The following is a 16,146-nucleotide window of genomic DNA, read 5'->3' as shown; positions in this document are numbered from 1 at the left end:
GGGAGACGAACATGGACTTAGGACTCAAAGGAGCCAACGTTCTCATCACGGGCAGCACCAAGGGCATCGGCAGGGCGATCGCCGAGACCTTCGCCGCTGAAGGCGCCAATGTCGGAATTTGCGCGCGCAATCAGGCGGACGTGGACAGCACCGTCGCCGCCCTCAAGGCAAAGGGCGTCGCGGCGTTTGGCGGTTCGGTCGATGTATCCAATGGTGCGGCGCTCAAGGCCTGGGTGAGCGACATGGCATCGAAGCTCGGCGGCGTCGATGTCGTCGTCGCCAATGTCAGCGCCCTCTCGATAGGGCAGGACGAGGAAAGCTGGGAGAAGGAATTCTCCACCGACATGATGGGAACGGTCCGCCTGGTGAACGCCGCGATGCCATATCTGGAAAAGAGCGGCGCTCCTGCGATCGTGACGATCGCCAGCGTGTCGGGACGCGAGGTCGACTTTGCGAGCGGCCCCTACGGCACCTTCAAGGCGGCGATCATCCACTATACGCAGGGCCTGGCCTACCAGCTCGCCGCCAAGGGCATACGGGCCAACTCCGTGTCTCCGGGCAACACCTATTTCGAGGGCGGTGTCTGGAACATGATCAAGGACAGCAATCCCGAACTGTACAAGACCGCGCTGGCGCTCAATCCGACAGGACGGATGGGCACGCCGCAGGAGATGGCGAATGCCGTCGTGTTTCTTGCGAGCCGGGCCGCCAGCTTCATCACGGGAACGAACCTTGTCGTGGACGGTGCCTTGACGCGAGGCGTCCAGTTCTAGAGCATTTTCGGTTCTGATTGAATCAGAACCGAAGCTCTAGATTCTTGTTTTGACGCGTTTTCTTCACGCGAACCGGTATCCACTTCGCTCGAAAACGCTCTAAGGCGCAGCCCCGATGACAACAGGAACTCGATATGTCTGCGGATCAACTGCACTACAAGTCCATAACTGAACTGTCCGAATTGTTTCGCCGCAAGGAGCTGTTGCCTTCAGAGGTCACCGAAGCAACGTTGAACCGTATCGACAAGCTCGATGGAGGCTTGCACGGATATGCCGTCGTCCTCGCGGAACGGGCCATGGCGCAGGCAAGGAAGCATGACAGCGAGATCGCCAAGGGCATTTGGCGCGGCCCGCTTCATGGCGTTCCGATCGGACTGAAGGATCTGTGCTACACGACATTCGCACCGACGGCGGGCGGCACGAAGATTCATGCGAACTTCGTGCCGTCGTTCAATGCGACCATCGTTGATCGGCTCGAGCGCGCCGGCGCGGTCACGCTCGGAAAGCTCAAGATGACGGAAGGCGCCTATACCAGCCATCATCCGGATGATCAGGCCCCGCTCAATCCCTGGAATGCGGATTATTGGGTCGGCTCTTCGTCGACTGGATCGGGCGTCGCCACCTCCGCCGGTCTCTGCTACGGATCGATCGGAAGCGACACGGGCGGTTCGATCAGGTTTCCATCGGCGACCTGCGGGCTGACCGGAATCAAGCCGACATGGGGCCGGGTGAGCCGCTATGGCATTTTCCCACTGGCGGACTCGCTCGATCATATCGGGCCGATGTGCCGAAGTGCTGCGGACGCCGCAGCGATGCTGGGCGTCATCGCAGGCGCGGATGCCAACGATCCGACGGCTTTGCAGGCTCCCGTTCCGAATTATCTGGCTCGGATTGGCGATGGCGTACGCGGCCTCAGGATTGGGGTGGATCGCAAATACACGCAGGAAGGAATCGACCCGCAGGTCGTAGCAGCCTTGCTGGAGGCCGAGCGCACGCTGGTGGATCTCGGTGCCGAAATCCGTGAGGTTCGATTTCCCTCCTACGAGAAGCTCGTGAGCCTGTGGATTCCGATGTGCTCGGTCGAGACGGCCGAAGCGCACCTCAAGACCTATCCGTCGCGCAAGTCGGAATACGGTCCGGACCTTGCGCAGTTGATCGAGCAGGGCAGGTCGGTCAGCGGTATCGAAATCGCCGCCATTCATCATGAGCGCCTCAAGTTCTGCGGCAGCCTCGCAGCATTGTTTGGGGATATCGACCTTTTGCTCATTCCGACGATGCCGGTGCCGATTCCGACGCTTGCGAAGATGAGTGAATATGGCGCTGATCCGAATGTGTTGTTGAGCATCCTGCGATTCACCGCGGTGTTCGACTTCAGCGGAAGTCCGACCATTACGCTCCCCATGGGGGTTGCGTCAGATCGGATGCCGTTGAGCATGCAACTGGTCGGCCCGCATCTATCTGAGGGTGTGCTTGCTCGCGCAGCTCACGCGTTCCAGTCGACGACGGACTGGCATACCCTGCGGCCGCCGATTGGATGACCCTGGCCGGGACCGGCCTATTGCGTGAAGAAGAGCACGGCGGCGATAGCGCCCGACAGCGCAATCGCCGCGATCGTCGCGGTGGTCGACAGGACACCCATCGCTCGCATCGCGCCGGCGAAGATCATGATCAGAGGCGTCGCGGTGAGGAGGCCGACCTGCGCGTCGCTCATGGTTCCAACTCCGATTCGTAGATCTCTTTGTTTGAGCATGATCTCCACGCAAACGCTTCGCGTTTGTCGCGAGGGAAAACCGGTTTCCACTTTTCCGGATCATGCTCTGACGCCGGCCGCCTTCGCGCGACCGTGCTGACCCGGACCCTACGCGGCGGGCTGCACCCGTCTTTGTCCCGCAACAAAGATCGCCGCTGTCATCCCCGATAGCGATCCCAGCGACGACCCCGCCCGGAGGATCCATGTCGGCTCAAGATTGCGAAGTGCAGGAAAGCGGCCTGCTGGCTGAACTCCCCGGCGACCCCATGATCTGGGTCCTGATCTTCAGCGAATTCGCCGTCTTTGGTCTGCTGCTGGGCGCGTTCGCGGTCGCCCGCGCCGTCAACCCCGTTATCTTTGCCTCCGGCCAGGCCGTCCTGGATCCCGGCCTTGCGGCCCTCAACACCTTGGTGTTGGTGACCAGTGGGTGGGCCGCTGCACGTGGCGCGGCGGCTGCTCGCGCGCGTGCAGCGGCGGCCTGCCGTCGCTGGCTGCTGCTCGCGATCGCGCTTGGAGGCGCGTTCGTTGCGATCAAGCTTCTCGAATACGATAGCGAGATCGCGACCGGTGTGGGACTGGAGACCAGCACGTTCTTCACGCTGTACTTCCTGCTGACCGGCTTCCACCTGCTGCACATCGTGCTCGGCATGGTGATCCTGGCAGTGGTCCAGCGCGGTGCGGAACCCGACGCGGTCGAGACCGGAACGTCGTTCTGGCACATGGTCGACCTGGTCTGGATCCTGATGTTTCCGATCATCTATCTGGTGCGCTGAAATGATGGCCCGTCATCCGCTCGAAACGACCCTGATTCTCCTGATCGGCCTCGCGATCGCGACGCTCATCGCTTCCCGAAGCGTGCCGGTTGCCTGGTTGGGCAACGTCGTCGTGCTCGCCCTCGCGGCCCTGAAAGGGCGATGGATCCTGCTCGACTTCCTCGGACTTCGCGCGGTGCCGGCGATCTGGCGCGGACTGGTCAGCGCCTGGGTGCTCGGCGTGGCATCGTTCGCCTTGGCTGCCTCCGTCGCCAGACTGCTGATCTGAGGCGGCGAATGCGACGCTGGTTGCTCCAGCACAAAGAACCGATGGGGCTGCCACGTAGATTGGCGCGGCGCTCGCACTATCAACAAGAACGGGAAAGGATAGGTGATGGCTGAACGCCTCACGAAAACGGCTGCCCGGAACGTCTTCTACGGGGGATCCGCCTTCTTCTTTGCGATCTTCCTCGGCCTGACGGCCCACAGCCACTACTACATGGTGAACACCTCGACGAACGCCTCGACGCTGACGGATTCGGTCGCGCGCGGCAAACATGTCTGGGAAAAGAACTCCTGCATCAACTGCCACACGCTGCTGGGCGAGGGCGCCTATTTCGCGCCGGAAGTCGGCAATGTCTGGGATCGCTGGGGCGGCAAGGAAGACCCGGCCGCTGCAAGGGACATCCTGAAGTCGTGGATGCAGGCGCAGCCGTCCGGCGCGTCGGGCCGGCGGCAGATGCCGCAATTCAACCTGACCGACCAGGAACTCAACGATCTCGCCGACTTCCTGCAATGGACCGGCACCATCAAGCGCCATGACTGGCCGCCCAACAAGGCCGGATGAGCACCGCGTCCCGACAGCCCTTCAACAAGTGAGCTTTTCGATGAAATACCAGACCCAGAAAGTCGCGATGCTGTATTTCTACGGCGCGCTGACGCTTTTCCTCGCGCAGGTCGTCTTCGGCCTGCTCGCCGGCACGATCTACGTCCTGCCGAACACGCTTTCGGTCATCCTGCCCTTCAACATCGTCAGGATGATACACACCAACGCCCTGATCGTGTGGTCGCTGATCGGCTTCATGGGCGCGACCTACTACCTGTTGCCGGAGGAGACCGAGACCGAGCTCTTCAGTCCGCTGCTCGCGAAGATCCAGTTCTGGATGTTCTTCGGCGCCGCGGGCGCCGCGGTTGTCGGCTATCTCTTCCACTACCATGAGGGGCGTGAATTCCTCGAGCAGCCCTTCATCATCAAGGTCGGCATCGTCGTCGTCTGCCTGATGTTCCTGTTCAACGTGACGATGACGGCGCTGAAGGGGCGCAAGACCACGGTGACGAACATCCTGCTGTTCGGCCTGTGGGGAGTCGCGATCTTCTTCCTGTTCGCGTTCTACAATCCGGCGAACCTTGCAGTCGACAAGATGTACTGGTGGTACATCGTGCATCTGTGGGTCGAGGGCGTCTGGGAGCTGATCATGGCCTCCGTGCTCGCCTTCCTGATGATCAAGCTCAACGGCATCGACCGCGAGGTGGTCGAGAAGTGGCTCTACGTCATCATCGGTCTGGCGCTGTTCTCGGGCATCCTCGGCACCGGCCACCACTTCTACTGGATCGGCGCGCCGGGATACTGGCAGTGGATCGGCTCGCTGTTCTCGACGCTGGAGGTCGCGCCCTTCTTCACCATGGTGATCTTCACCGTGCAGATGACCTGGAAGGCCGGACGCAAGCATCCGAACCGTGCGGCGCTGTTGTGGTCAGTCGGTTGCTCCGTGATGGCGTTCCTCGGCGCCGGCGTGTGGGGCTTCCTGCACACCCTGTCCTCGGTCAACTATTACACGCACGGCACCCAAGTGACCGCTGCGCACGGGCACCTCGCGTTCTTCGGTGCCTATGTGATGCTGAACCTCGCGGTGATGGCTTACGCGATCCCGGAGATACGCGGACGCGCGCCATACAACCAGTGGCTCAGCATGGCAAGCTTCTGGATCATGTGCACGGCGATGCTGACGATGACCTTCGCGCTCACCTTCGCCGGCATCATCCAGGTCCATCTGCAGCGCGTGCTCGGCCAGAGCTACATGGAAGTGCAGGACCAGCTCGCAATGTTCTACTGGGTCCGTCTCGGCTCCGGTGTGTTCGTCGCGATCTCCGCGCTGATGTTCGTCTGGGCGGTGCTGGTGCCCGGACGTGAGAAGCACTCCCTGGCCGGCGGAGCCCTGCAGCCGGCCGAGTAGAGCAACGCGGCGGCCGCGCACCTCGCGGCCGCCATTCCCCTGGATGTCCCGGAGAACCATCATGAAATCCGTCCTTCAGGCTGTAGCAGGCTCCGTTTCGGAGATTCCGGCTTATGTGCCGAGTGGAAACGAGTGCGCGCTGTTCGAGCACGCGTGGCGTCACCGCCTGCCGGTGCTGCTGAAAGGCCCAACGGGCTGCGGCAAGACCCGCTTCGTGGCTCACATGGCCGCACGCCTCGGCATCCCCTTGCATACCGTCGCCTGCCACGACGACCTCACCGCGGCCGATCTCACCGGCCGCTATTTGCTCAAGGGCGGCGACACGGTCTGGACGGACGGTCCCCTGACGCGGGCGGTACGCGAAGGCGGCATCTGCTATCTCGACGAGGTGGTGGAAGCCCGCAAGGACGTGACGGTGGTGCTGCATCCATTGACCGACGACCGCCGGCTCCTGCCGCTCGAACGGACCGGCGAGGAGCTCGTCGCGCCGCCGGGCTTCATGCTGGTCGTGTCCTACAATCCCGGCTACCAGAGCCTGTTGAAGGCATTGAAGCCTTCGACGCGGCAACGCTTCGTTGCCATCGAGTTCGACTTTCTGCCGCCGGAGCAGGAGATCGCCGTCGTGTCGGCGGAAAGCGGGCTTCCACCGGATCGCGTGCGCCCGCTGGTTCAGCTTGCCCAACGCCTACGCGCGCTGAAGGGACATGACCTGGAGGAGGGCGTCTCGACGCGCCTCATCGTCTACTGCGCCACCCTCGTCGCGGCCGGTGTTTCCGTCACCGAGGCCGTCCTCGCCGGCATGATCGAGCCGCTGACTGACGATAGCGACGTCAAGGCCGCGCTGGTGGAGGTCACACGGGCCGTGATTGGATAGGTGAGCGCCGATGCTGGATTTTCTCGAGCTGGAGGAGACCGTCGGCCGTGCGTGGCATCGCCTGGTCGGCGCGACTGCGTCCTATCCGGTTCATGCCGAACACGCCGTCGCACTCTCGGAGATGCAGGGACAGATCGCCGTCATGTTCCGCGCGCTCGGCGGCGAGGCGGGCGTTGCGCTCGCCGGCGCGGGCGCGCGCAAATCCGGACACCGGCTCGCCTGGAGGCAGAGGATTGGCCTCGGTGATGAATCCCTTGCCCATCCCGGGCGCGACGCGGCGACCGTCTTCCTGCCCGAGCGCATCGCTTTGTTTCCGGATCGCGGCCTGAACGCGGCTCTCTATCGTTGGCTCGCTGCGTGGTTTGCGATCGTGCCGCTGGAGGCGATAGATGAGACCGATCCGCTCCGGCGCGATCTCCTCATCTTGCGTCGCGCCCGCGCCACGGCCGCCATGGTCGCCGCTCGATTTCCGGGACTAGCCGGCTCCTACACGCGACTGGCCGCGGCAGTCGCATCTGGCCGGCCGCAGCGGCCATTGCCTCGCGTGGAGCGCGAGGTCGAACAGATCGTGCTCGCGCTGCTTGGCGCCGCGGCGCCGCCGCAAGGAAAGCTTTGGCTTTCGCTGACCGGCGACAAGGCGCTGCGAGAACGGGCGCCGCCCGGATATCGTCCGGTGCTGCCATGTCCATTGTGGGGCGATTGCTGGACCCGCGACGTCGGGCAGGTATCTCAAGATCAGGACGACGCCTCGCACGACGCCCAGGCGGACGCGCTGGACTCGCGAAAGCGCTTTGCGACCCGCGAGCGGGAGAACGGAGCCGACAAGAGAGATCCGTTCATCCTCAACCGGTTCGAGAAGATCCTGGCCATGGCGGAGATGGTGAACGTCGACCGTCCCTCCGACGACACCGAGGACGAAAATGCGCGCAAGGCGGCCGACGATCTGGAAGAGCTGTCAATCGGGCGGCGCAGCGGAAAGCCTGCGACGAAGCTGAAGTTCGATCTCGATCTGCCGCCGGAAGCGGTCGATCCCTCGCGGCTCGACGGCGAACGGCTGTATCCGGAATGGGATTACCGCAGTCGCAGCTACATGCAGGACCACTGCCGTGTGTTGACGGCGCATGCGAGCGAGACCGGCGAAAGCTGGGCGGCGGACCAGGCCACGCACCGTCGCATCCGCCAGGTGCGGCGCCAGTTCGAGGCGCTGCGGCCCCGCCACGAGCTCGCGAGGGCACAGCCCGACGGGCACGACCTCGACATCGACGCGCTGGTCCGTGCCCGTTGCGATCTCCGTGCCGGCAGCGGCACGCTCGATCGCGTTCACCTCGCGATGCGGCCGCAAGGCCACGATCTGGCGGTGACGCTGCTCGTCGACGTGTCGCTCTCGACCGACGCCTGGGTCGACGGGTACCGCGTGCTGGACGTGGAGAAGGAGGCGTTGCTTGTCCTCGCTCACGGACTGTCGGCCTGCGGCGATCACCACAGCATCCTGACCTTCACCTCGCGCCGGCGTTCATGGGTGCGGCTCGAAACCGTCAAGGCGTTCGGAGAGCCGATGAGTGCGCAGGTCGAGCGGCGGATCGGGGCGCTCAAACCCGGATACTATACCCGCATCGGCGCGGCTGTGCGCCACGCCGCGTCCGAACTCGCAGCGCAGCCGCAGCGGAAGAAATTGCTGATCGTTCTCACCGACGGCAAGCCGAACGACGTCGACCACTATGAGGGGCGCCTCGCCATCGAAGACACCCGCAAGGCCGTCCAGGAGGCGCGCCGGCTCGGCGCCGCAGTCTTCGGCGTCACGATCGATGCAACCGCCCAGAGTTATTTTCCAACGCTGTTCGGGCGAAGCGGCTATGCGATCGTCGGCAACATCCGACGCCTGCCGGCCGCCTTGCCGGCGCTCTACCGGCAACTCACGCAATAGCCAGCTTCTCGGGCAGATGCTGGGCTATCGCATATAGCTGTTTGATGGCCGTGAACGAGGCGGGCCTCATGGTTCTCCGAGCGATGCGCAGCATCGTCTCGAGACGCGCCGCAAGCGGCGCTCCTCACCATGAGGATCAAAGATTCCGCCGCGAAATCAGACCTCATCCTGAGGAGCCCGCCAAAGTCGGGCGTCTCGAAGGATGGGCCGCGATGGAACCGCCCACCAAGTTCTATTCCATATGCAATAGCACTGCCCGCAAGCGGAGGAAGTGTAGCCAAGCTGCAATCGATCAACCTGATCGGATCATGCTCTCGTTAGTTCAGACCGCGCGACTGTGCGTGGCTACGGATCGTGGAAGATGCGCGTCGAATGCCGAAGCGACGCTGCGGACCAGGAATTCGGCGCCGTCGTTGACCAAGAGGCGGTCGTCGAACATCGTCACAGCGCCATCGGCGATGAGGCTATCGATCCGTTGCCGATCGACGATCGCGGAGTTCGGATCGCGGCTGTGCAGCCGCGATACCTTGGGGAGGTCGACGGCAAGATCGCACATGATCCGCTCGATGATGTCGGCGCGGAAGAGATCTTCCTCGGTAAACGCGTAGCCCTTGACCGTGGCGAGCCGGTCCTCGACGATGCGCGCAAGATAGTCGCGCGTCGGCACGGCGTTCTGTACGAATCCTTGAGGCATGCGGCCGATGGCGCTGGCGCCAAGACCAATGAGCGTGTCGGCCGAATCGTCGGTGTAGCCCTGGAAATTCCGCCGCAACCTGCCTTCCCATCTTGCCACGGCAAGATTGTCGGTGGGAAGGGCGAAGTGATCGAGGCCAATGCGCACGTAGCCTGCATCGAGCAAGGCCTGCGCGATCGTCTCGGACTGAAGATGCCGCTCGATGCTGTCAGGCAGGGATTCTTCGGCAATCTTGCGCTGGTGCTTCTTGAACGACGGAATGTGCGCGTAGCCGAACACCGAGAAGCGATCCGGACGCAGCTCGACACATTTTGCAACCGTGTCCAGGCACGAATCCACCGTCTGCAGGGGAAGGCCATAGAGCAGGTCGAAATTGAGCCTGCAGACGCCAGCCCGGCGCAGCCGCTCGACGGACGCGGCGGTCTGTTCGAAGCTCTGGTGCCGATTGATGGCGCGCTGCACGGCCGGATCGAAGCTCTGGACGCCAAGGCTCGCACGGTTGACGCCGCAATAGCCCAGCGCCTCCGCCATCGGCTCGGTCAGCGTGCGGGGATCGATCTCGACGGCGATCTCGGCTTCCGGCAGCACGAAGAACGAATAGCGCAAGGCGCCGATGAGATCCGCGAACGTCTCCGGCGACATGATCGTCGGCGTGCCGCCACCGAAGTGGATATGGGAGAGCGGCAGCCTTTGTCCAATCGTCTCGGCGACAAGGAGCGCTTCCGTGCGCAGGCCCGCCGCGTAGATCGCGATCGGTTCGTCACGCTTGCTCACGGACGTATGACATCCGCAGTACCAGCACATCGCTCGGCAGAACGGGACGTGGAGGTAGAGCGACGCCGGCTGGCGAATGGGTATCGATTTGAGCCACCGCCGATAGTCGTCCTCGCCGATTTCAGGTGAAAAATGCGGGGCCGTCGGATAGCTGGTGTAGCGTGGCAGCCGGTCCTGCCCGTAGGATTGCGCTAAGTCGGATCGCATCTGCCTTCCTCCTTCGTCTCCGCATCATCTATCGGACCCGTGGGGGAATGACTTTGTTCTAGCTCAACCCGTCCGTTTGTCGTCGAACGCTCATGTTCGCGGCAGCAGCTTCGCCACATTCCGGGAGATCGCCGCGGCGACCGAGCTGGAACGCTCGACGACGAGCCTAAAGCCAAGATTGGTCGGCGGAATGCCCACGGCGCATCCGCCGGACTTGGGATCGCGGATGAAGTCGGTCATGTAGGCGCGGTGGACTCCCTCCACGACGCGGAGCCCGCAATTCGTGTTGGTGATCCGCTCGCCTCCGTCGTCGAGCGAGGCGCGGACGAAGCAGCTATCCGTCCACTCCCAGACATTGCCGGCCAGGTCGTCCAATCCGTTGCTGTTCGTGCCGAACGCGCCCCCGGGCTGCGCGGCCTTCTCGGCGGGCTTGGAGCGGGCAGATTCGGCTTCATAACGGGCGATCCAGGCCTGCGCCGGATCCGCGGGGTCGACCAGCGGCAACGCTTCGTCGCGGGCCTTCTCGGCGGCCGCGAATGTCCACTCCTCGTCCGTCGGCAGACGGTGGATAACACCGGTCCTGCGCGACAACCATGCAGCATAGGCCGAGGCGTCGTGCCAACTGACGCCGACGACGGGCACGTCCAGGGAGCCGTTGGGGACCGGCACCTTTGGACAGGCTCCGTCGTCGACGCAGCGCACGTACTCGGCGACCGTGACCTGCCGCTTCATGACGATAAGATCAGCAGGCAGGCGGAGTTTGCGCAGGGGCCCTTCGACCGGTCTGTCATTCCGCGAGAAATCGCCAGCAGCCCGATAGCTGAAGGAAACAGGAGAGAGGCGCACAGCACCATTGTCATCATGCGGAGGCGCGGGCGAGAACACGGTGGCCAGGATCGGCGCAGCCAGCGCGCCAGCGAGCATGGCCGTTTTCATTTTCATCAGGATGAGCATGATGTCGCCTCCGATTGGTGAAACGGCCCGCGGGTAGGGACCGCGGGCCGTTCCTTCAGCTCCACCTACCGGCTTAGGGTCACCGGGTCGGCGGCGCCGAGCTTGTCGGCCGGGATCGGGCCGGGAGGAGAGACCTGCTTCATGAGGTCATCGCTCCATTTGCCTTCCACCTTGATGTGCGCCGCGGCGCCGAGTTCGAAGGCCTCGATCAAGTTGTGGTTGAGATAGGCGTACACACCGGGCTGGCGGAAGGTATACAGCGCGGCTGCCGCCGAACCGCCACGCACCAGCCAGGTCTCGAGATCCTTCTCCGGCGGGTTGTTGAACTTGCCGGTCTCCCAGACATAGTCGCCGTGCCCGCCGATCAGGTGCGGACGGGTGTCGCGGTTGGCCTGCGAATGCACGATCATCACGGTCTCGCCGACCTTCGCGGTCAATGCATTCTTGCCGGTCAGCGCACCGACCCGTCCGTTGAAGACGACGTGCGTCGGGATCAGCTTGCGCATGACCTCCGTGGTGTCCGCATAGGACTCGCCGACCGTGTCGTAGGTCTTGTACTTGCCGTTCGCGTCCTTCGGCACATAGAGGTCGTTTTCGCCGATGTAGAAGATCTTGTCGTAGCGCAGCGACTTGCCGTCACGGTCCTTCAGCCCATCACGCGGCAGCACCATCACCGTGCCATGCATGCCGGAGACCACGTGCCATGGGACCATGCCCTCAGGAGCGCAGTGATAGACGAAGACACCGGGACGCGTCGCCTTCCAGCGCAGCACGGCCTGTTCGCCCGGATTGACCTTGGTCAGCGCGCCACCGCCCAACGCTCCGGTCGACGAGTGAAGGTCGATGTTGTGCGGCATGGAATTGGTCGCGGGATTGACGAGCGTCAGCTCCATGTAGTCGCCTTCGTGCACCACCATCATCGGGCCGGGCATGGAGCCATTGAAGGTCATCGCATGAAACTTGGTGCCGGCGTCGTCGATCACGACTTCCTTCTCCTGGACCGTGAGCTTGAACTCGACGATCTTCGGTCCGGCCTTGGTCGCCTGTTCGTGCGGATGCACGAAAGGCGGCGCGACCAGCTCGACTCGTTCACGCGGCAGCTTGAGGTCGTCGGCGGCCAGCGCCGGCGCGCTTATCATCAGCGCCGCGATCGCGGCTCCCATCAGGGCGGTCCTTCTCGTCAGCATGATGTTCTCCATCGCTTCAATCGTCCTAATTCGATGCCTGCATCATGTTGGATCTGGTGGCCAGACACTTTGCTCTGGAACAATGAGATGTCGATTTATTCGACGAAGCGATCTGCTCGAGAATTTGCGGACGATCAAAGAGAACTGAAGGCCGACACGTTAAGGTAGCGACATGAAATCGAACGCAGTGCCTACCGCGGATATGATGGTCGACGACGTGATGCGTCGATGGCCGCTCGCGATAGGCGTCTTTCTCGACTTCCGGATGCTATGTGTCGGCTGTCCGATCGGCGCTTTCCACTCGATCGAAGAAGCATGCGGCGAACACGGCGTAGACACCGACATCTTCGTGTCGAAGCTTATGGATACTGCGAGGGCGGCTTAGATCATGATCCGATTAGAAGGAATCGGATCATGCTCTAGGGCTCGCGCTTGTGTGCCTGAACGGCTTCTTCGCCTTCGGCAAGATCATGCAGCCGATGCGTGTCGCACAGAACGATGCGCTGTCTGCCGCCCTCGACCAAGCCCTGCTGCTCCCACGCGCTGAGAATACGGCTGACGGTATGCAGCGTCGTTCCGGTCATCTCGGCGACGTCCTGCCGGCTGATCGGGAAGTCGATCTCGACGCCGGCATCGACCTTCCTTCCGGCCTGTTTCGCCAGGCGGAGCAGCGCATGGGCGACGCGCTGCTCGACCTGCTCGCTCGACATCTCCATGACGCGCGCTTGCGTATCCTGAAGACGGCTCCCCACGGTTTGGAGCGCGGTGCTGGCGAGGCTCGGGTATTTGACGATCAGGCGATGCCAGGAAGAGGAAGGCCAGGCGAGCGCGATGCTGTCCACGGCGGCGACGGCGGTTGCCGGATAGTTCGTCGGGTTCATGGCCTGCGCGACGCCGAAGAGCTCGCCCGCCGAGACGTAGCGGACCACGGACTGCTGTCCCTGCGACGTCGTCTTCTCGACCCGAAGATGTCCGTGAAGCAAAAGGAAGAAGCGATCCGCTTCCGCGCCCTGGTCGAACACCGCGGCTCCCTTTGGGTATCGAATCGAACGCGCCTCGCGCAGCAGTTCGTCCTGTTCGGTGGGCGTAAGCCCGGCGAACATCGGCAGGTTCGCGACCAGCGAGCGGTCGACTGCGGCCATCGATATCCTCATTCCAATATGCCGCGGCGACTATCCGCGGCCGATGCAAGCCCCAACGGCTCGTCAGGTTCTTAGTCCAGGATTCTACGACGAAGTTGAGCTGGCGCAACCTAGGCCGGGCGAGGCGGGGATATCTGACACGCGGGAGCCCGGTGGATTTCGGGCGCAAGTTTCAGGAAATGGAAAGCATGAGACAGATTGCGATGTTGGTTGGCGCCGCGGCGGCTCTAATCCTGGCCGGAAGCGCCCAGGCGGCGGACGTGGAAGTCAAGCTCCTGAACAGGGGAGCCGATGGTGTGATGGTGTTCGAGCCGGCCTTCGTGAAGATCGCACCCGGCGACACCGTGAAGTTCCTGTCCCCCGACAAGGGCCACAACGCCGAGTCCGTCAAAGGCATGCTTCCGGAGGGCGCAACGCCCTTCGTCGGCAAGAACGGTGAAGATATTGCCGTCAAGTTCGACAAAGAGGGCGTCTACGGCGTGAAATGTCTGCCTCACTACGGCATGGGCATGGTCGCGATGATCGTGGTCGGAACGCCCGGCAACGTCGACCAGGCCAAGGCGGTCCCGCAGAGCGGCAAGGCAAAGCAGGTGTTCGCGACGCTCTTCGACAAACTCGAAGCCGGCAAGACCGCGTCCAAGTGACGGTCTACCGGCCTCAGCTTCGCCAGAGTGTGATGCGATCAGATCGCTTGGCATCCCCGATGGCAACTGCGCTCCCTCTCCTGCTTGCGGGGGAGGGCTGGGGTGGGGGTGTCTCCGCGATTCACGCTGTCCTTGCAAGCGGAGAGAGCCCCCACCGACGCTGGCGCGCCGACCTCCCCCGCAAGCGGGAGAGGTAAAGCAGTCGCTGCGGATTTAATCAAATCGCATCAGGCTTTAGTAAGTCGAATGGCGGGAGCCAGCCGCCGTCCGGGGCAGCGCCACACATTGACAGCTATTCTATTGCCGAAAGCGACAGGCGCATTGATATAGCGCAAAGCCAGACCTATTGACGCACCTTCTCTTCGACCGGGCAGCAGGCAGCCTTGCTCTCGGGGAAAATCAGGATCGACGTTCCCTCCTCGAGCCTCCGGAGAATATCGTCGGTGATAGCCTCGAAAAGTTTGCGTTCGATCACGCGATCTCTTCGGCTTCGTCGTCGCAATCTTTCGAAAATCCGCATCGCGTCCTCCGTTCATGATGAACCCGATATTGCAGATTTGGGGCGGTTCGATCTTTGTCGGGGATCAAACAGCTAGAGCTTCGGTTCTGATTGAATCAGAACCGAAGCTCTAGATTCTTGTTTTGACGCGTTTTCTTCACGCGAACCGGTGTCCACTTCGCTCGAAAACGCTCTATGTGAAGGACACGGCAATTTGTGCTCCGACAAAGAGCCCTCGATCGTGACGACCTACGATTACGGTTATTGAACGAGAATGACGCCCAAAGACGCCAATGGCGGCGATGCAGAGAGAGTTCTGAGATCACGATGATCGGCGCCAGCATATCACGATGGACGATGAGCTACTTCGCGATGGCGATCGCCTGGCTGTTCGTCGCGCTGGCGCTGATGGTGGCGGGCGTCGGCTTTCCCGCGGCCGATGTTGCAGCACCGGATACGCTCGTCCTCGCGCACGTGGTCTGCATCGGATGGCTCAGCCTCGCAATGTGCGGCGCGCTGTTCCAGTTCGTGCCTGTGCTCGTGGCGAAGCCGCTGTTCTCGGAGAAGTCGGCTTTGCCTGCTCTGGGTCTTCTGACCGCCGGTCTCGCCTCGCTGCTCGCGGGCTTCCTGGCATTGGGAGGTCGGCTGCCGGCCTGGCTCTGGCTGCTTCCGCTCGGCGCGGTCCTGCTGATCGCTGGATTCGGGCTGATCGTCGTCGATCTCGGGCTGACCGTATGGTTGCGGCCGGTAGGGCCGGCCCGCTTCGTCCTCGTCGGGTTGGCCTCGCTCTGTGTCACCGTCGCCTTCGGCGCGGTGTTCGCGTTCGCACTCGTGGGGTGGGCGGGATCGACCGGGCAATCGCTTCTGGCCGGCGGCGTGCCACTGCACGCGATCGCCGGTCTTGGCGGCTGGCTGACGTTGACGGCGATGGGCGTCAGCTACCGGCTATTGTCCATGTTCATGCTCTCGCCTGACGTCGACGACCGGAAAAGCGGCACGACGTTGATGGCGGGCGCGCTCGCGATCGCCGTTACAGTGGTCGGCGGTGTCCTCGCGGTCGAGCTCTTTGCCGGATTGGACGTGGTGCTATCGATTGCCGCCGTCCTCGGCCTCGCAACTGCCGCTCTATACGGGCGCGACGTGTTCGCAATCTTCCGCGCGCGCAAGCGCCGCCAGCTCGAGCTCAATACGCGGATGGCGATGCTGTCTTTCGCGAGTCTGGCGGGGACAGCGCTTCTCGGTGCAGCGCTTGTCGTGACCGGCGACTTTGCCGCGCATGTGGGCGCGTTCGCCTTCCTCGCCGTCTTCGGCTGGCTGTCGGGCCTGGTCCTCGCCAAGCTCTACAAGATCGTAGCGTTCCTGACCTGGCTGGAGACCTATGGTCCCGTGATGGGACGAACCCCGACTCCCCGCGTTCAGGACCTCGTCGCGGAGCGGAGGGCATCGAAGTGGTTCGTGATCTACTACGCGGGCGTCTGGACCGGAACGCTGCTGCTGCTGGTCGGCCAACCCTGGGGATTCCGAGCGGCCGCGATGGCGATGACGGCCGGAGTCATCGGCATCGTTCGCGAAGTGATCCGGACGCGGCAGCTTGCTGATGTCGCGAATCCGCTGCGCCTTCCGGGCGGCGTCCGCGCGCCCCATCTGCTGTTCGCAAGGAACTAGGCCGTGTGGACAGTTACCTTATCCAGAGCAGAGTGGCGGCAATGGCGACGACGGCGAAGTAGTTTCGCGCGGT

The 16,146-nt window shown here is 63.1% G+C and carries 17 protein-coding genes; 11 read left to right on the top strand and 6 right to left on the bottom strand.

What is annotated here, in order from left to right; translation table 11 throughout:
• Positions 1 to 11 precede the first annotated feature (11 nt).
• Both AAFX91_RS03150 and AAFX91_RS03145 read left to right on the top strand, forming a co-directional pair.
• Positions 12 to 773: an SDR family NAD(P)-dependent oxidoreductase gene (locus AAFX91_RS03150; RefSeq protein WP_394565505.1), complete on the top strand. Its 762-nt coding sequence runs from the start codon at positions 12 to 14 to the stop codon at positions 771 to 773.
• Between the two features lie 134 nt (positions 774 to 907).
• The gene (locus AAFX91_RS03145) at positions 908 to 2,311 is read left to right on the top strand and encodes an amidase (RefSeq protein WP_394565504.1); all 1,404 of its coding nucleotides are present in this window, start codon (positions 908 to 910) and stop codon (positions 2,309 to 2,311) included.
• Positions 2,312 to 2,328: 17 nt separating this feature from the next.
• Here AAFX91_RS03145 and AAFX91_RS03140 read toward each other — a convergent pair whose 3' ends face one another.
• Positions 2,329 to 2,484 carry a hypothetical protein gene (locus tag AAFX91_RS03140; protein WP_165420981.1) on the bottom strand — a complete coding sequence of 52 codons (156 nt, stop codon included), beginning with the start codon at positions 2,482 to 2,484 and terminating at the stop codon, positions 2,329 to 2,331.
• Positions 2,485 to 2,726: 242 nt separating this feature from the next.
• Here AAFX91_RS03140 and AAFX91_RS03135 point away from each other — a divergent pair, with 242 nt between their 5' ends.
• From AAFX91_RS03135 to AAFX91_RS03110, 6 genes are all read left to right on the top strand, one after another.
• A complete protein-coding gene (locus tag AAFX91_RS03135; RefSeq protein WP_130577315.1) occupies positions 2,727 to 3,296 on the top strand; it encodes a cytochrome c oxidase subunit 3 in 570 nt (189 codons plus the stop codon).
• 4 nt (positions 3,297 to 3,300) lie between these two features.
• Positions 3,301 to 3,564, top strand: a complete 264-nt coding sequence (locus AAFX91_RS03130; protein WP_130577316.1) for a hypothetical protein — start codon at positions 3,301 to 3,303, stop codon at positions 3,562 to 3,564.
• A gap of 105 nt (positions 3,565 to 3,669) precedes the next feature.
• Positions 3,670 to 4,122 carry a c-type cytochrome gene (locus AAFX91_RS03125; protein ID WP_394565503.1) on the top strand — a complete coding sequence of 151 codons (453 nt, stop codon included), beginning with the start codon at positions 3,670 to 3,672 and terminating at the stop codon, positions 4,120 to 4,122.
• A 40-nt stretch (positions 4,123 to 4,162) separates the two neighbouring features.
• Complete coding sequence (locus AAFX91_RS03120; RefSeq protein WP_130577318.1) at positions 4,163 to 5,509, top strand: cbb3-type cytochrome c oxidase subunit I; 1,347 nt, start codon at positions 4,163 to 4,165, stop codon at positions 5,507 to 5,509.
• A 61-nt stretch (positions 5,510 to 5,570) separates the two neighbouring features.
• Positions 5,571 to 6,383 (top strand): CbbQ/NirQ/NorQ/GpvN family protein, encoded by an 813-nt coding sequence (locus AAFX91_RS03115; protein ID WP_394565502.1) that lies wholly within the window; start codon positions 5,571 to 5,573, stop codon positions 6,381 to 6,383.
• A gap of 10 nt (positions 6,384 to 6,393) precedes the next feature.
• On the top strand, positions 6,394 to 8,307 hold the full coding sequence (locus AAFX91_RS03110; RefSeq protein WP_394565501.1) for a nitric oxide reductase activation protein NorD: 1,914 nt from the start codon (positions 6,394 to 6,396) through the stop codon (positions 8,305 to 8,307).
• A 322-nt stretch (positions 8,308 to 8,629) separates the two neighbouring features.
• On the opposite strand, the gene hemN is transcribed toward AAFX91_RS03110, so the two are convergent.
• From hemN to nirK, 3 genes are all read right to left on the bottom strand, one after another.
• The gene (gene hemN, locus AAFX91_RS03105) at positions 8,630 to 9,982 is read right to left on the bottom strand and encodes an oxygen-independent coproporphyrinogen III oxidase (RefSeq protein WP_394565500.1); all 1,353 of its coding nucleotides are present in this window, start codon (positions 9,980 to 9,982) and stop codon (positions 8,630 to 8,632) included.
• A 90-nt stretch (positions 9,983 to 10,072) separates the two neighbouring features.
• A complete protein-coding gene (locus AAFX91_RS03100) occupies positions 10,073 to 10,936 on the bottom strand; it encodes an SUMF1/EgtB/PvdO family nonheme iron enzyme (protein WP_130577322.1) in 864 nt (287 codons plus the stop codon).
• A gap of 65 nt (positions 10,937 to 11,001) precedes the next feature.
• Positions 11,002 to 12,123: a copper-containing nitrite reductase gene (nirK, locus tag AAFX91_RS03095; protein WP_130577323.1), complete on the bottom strand. Its 1,122-nt coding sequence runs from the start codon at positions 12,121 to 12,123 to the stop codon at positions 11,002 to 11,004.
• Positions 12,124 to 12,295: 172 nt separating this feature from the next.
• On the opposite strand from nirK, the gene AAFX91_RS03090 reads away from it, so the two are divergent.
• On the top strand, positions 12,296 to 12,508 hold the full coding sequence (locus tag AAFX91_RS03090) for a DUF1858 domain-containing protein (protein WP_394565499.1): 213 nt from the start codon (positions 12,296 to 12,298) through the stop codon (positions 12,506 to 12,508).
• A gap of 34 nt (positions 12,509 to 12,542) precedes the next feature.
• Here the strand turns inward: AAFX91_RS03090 and AAFX91_RS03085 are convergent, their stop codons facing one another.
• Entirely contained in the window at positions 12,543 to 13,265 is a 723-nt protein-coding gene (locus tag AAFX91_RS03085) for a Crp/Fnr family transcriptional regulator (RefSeq protein ID WP_394565498.1), read from the bottom strand.
• A 188-nt stretch (positions 13,266 to 13,453) separates the two neighbouring features.
• Here AAFX91_RS03085 and AAFX91_RS03080 point away from each other — a divergent pair, with 188 nt between their 5' ends.
• Positions 13,454 to 13,909 carry a pseudoazurin gene (locus AAFX91_RS03080; RefSeq protein WP_130577325.1) on the top strand — a complete coding sequence of 152 codons (456 nt, stop codon included), beginning with the start codon at positions 13,454 to 13,456 and terminating at the stop codon, positions 13,907 to 13,909.
• Positions 13,910 to 14,252: 343 nt separating this feature from the next.
• Here AAFX91_RS03080 and AAFX91_RS03075 read toward each other — a convergent pair whose 3' ends face one another.
• Positions 14,253 to 14,384, bottom strand: coding sequence for a hypothetical protein (locus tag AAFX91_RS03075; RefSeq protein WP_282526816.1), 132 nt, complete (start codon positions 14,382 to 14,384; stop codon positions 14,253 to 14,255).
• A 381-nt stretch (positions 14,385 to 14,765) separates the two neighbouring features.
• On the opposite strand from AAFX91_RS03075, the gene AAFX91_RS03070 reads away from it, so the two are divergent.
• Positions 14,766 to 16,073 (top strand): hypothetical protein, encoded by a 1,308-nt coding sequence (locus AAFX91_RS03070; protein WP_245475690.1) that lies wholly within the window; start codon positions 14,766 to 14,768, stop codon positions 16,071 to 16,073.
• Positions 16,074 to 16,146: the final 73 nt, after the last annotated feature.

Origin of the sequence: Bradyrhizobium sp. 31Argb (genome assembly GCF_043638955.1) — a bacterium.
GTDB lineage: Bacteria > Pseudomonadota > Alphaproteobacteria > Rhizobiales > Xanthobacteraceae > Bradyrhizobium.
Note: the sequence above shows the minus strand (reverse complement) of the source record. Positions and strands in the feature narration are given on the sequence as shown.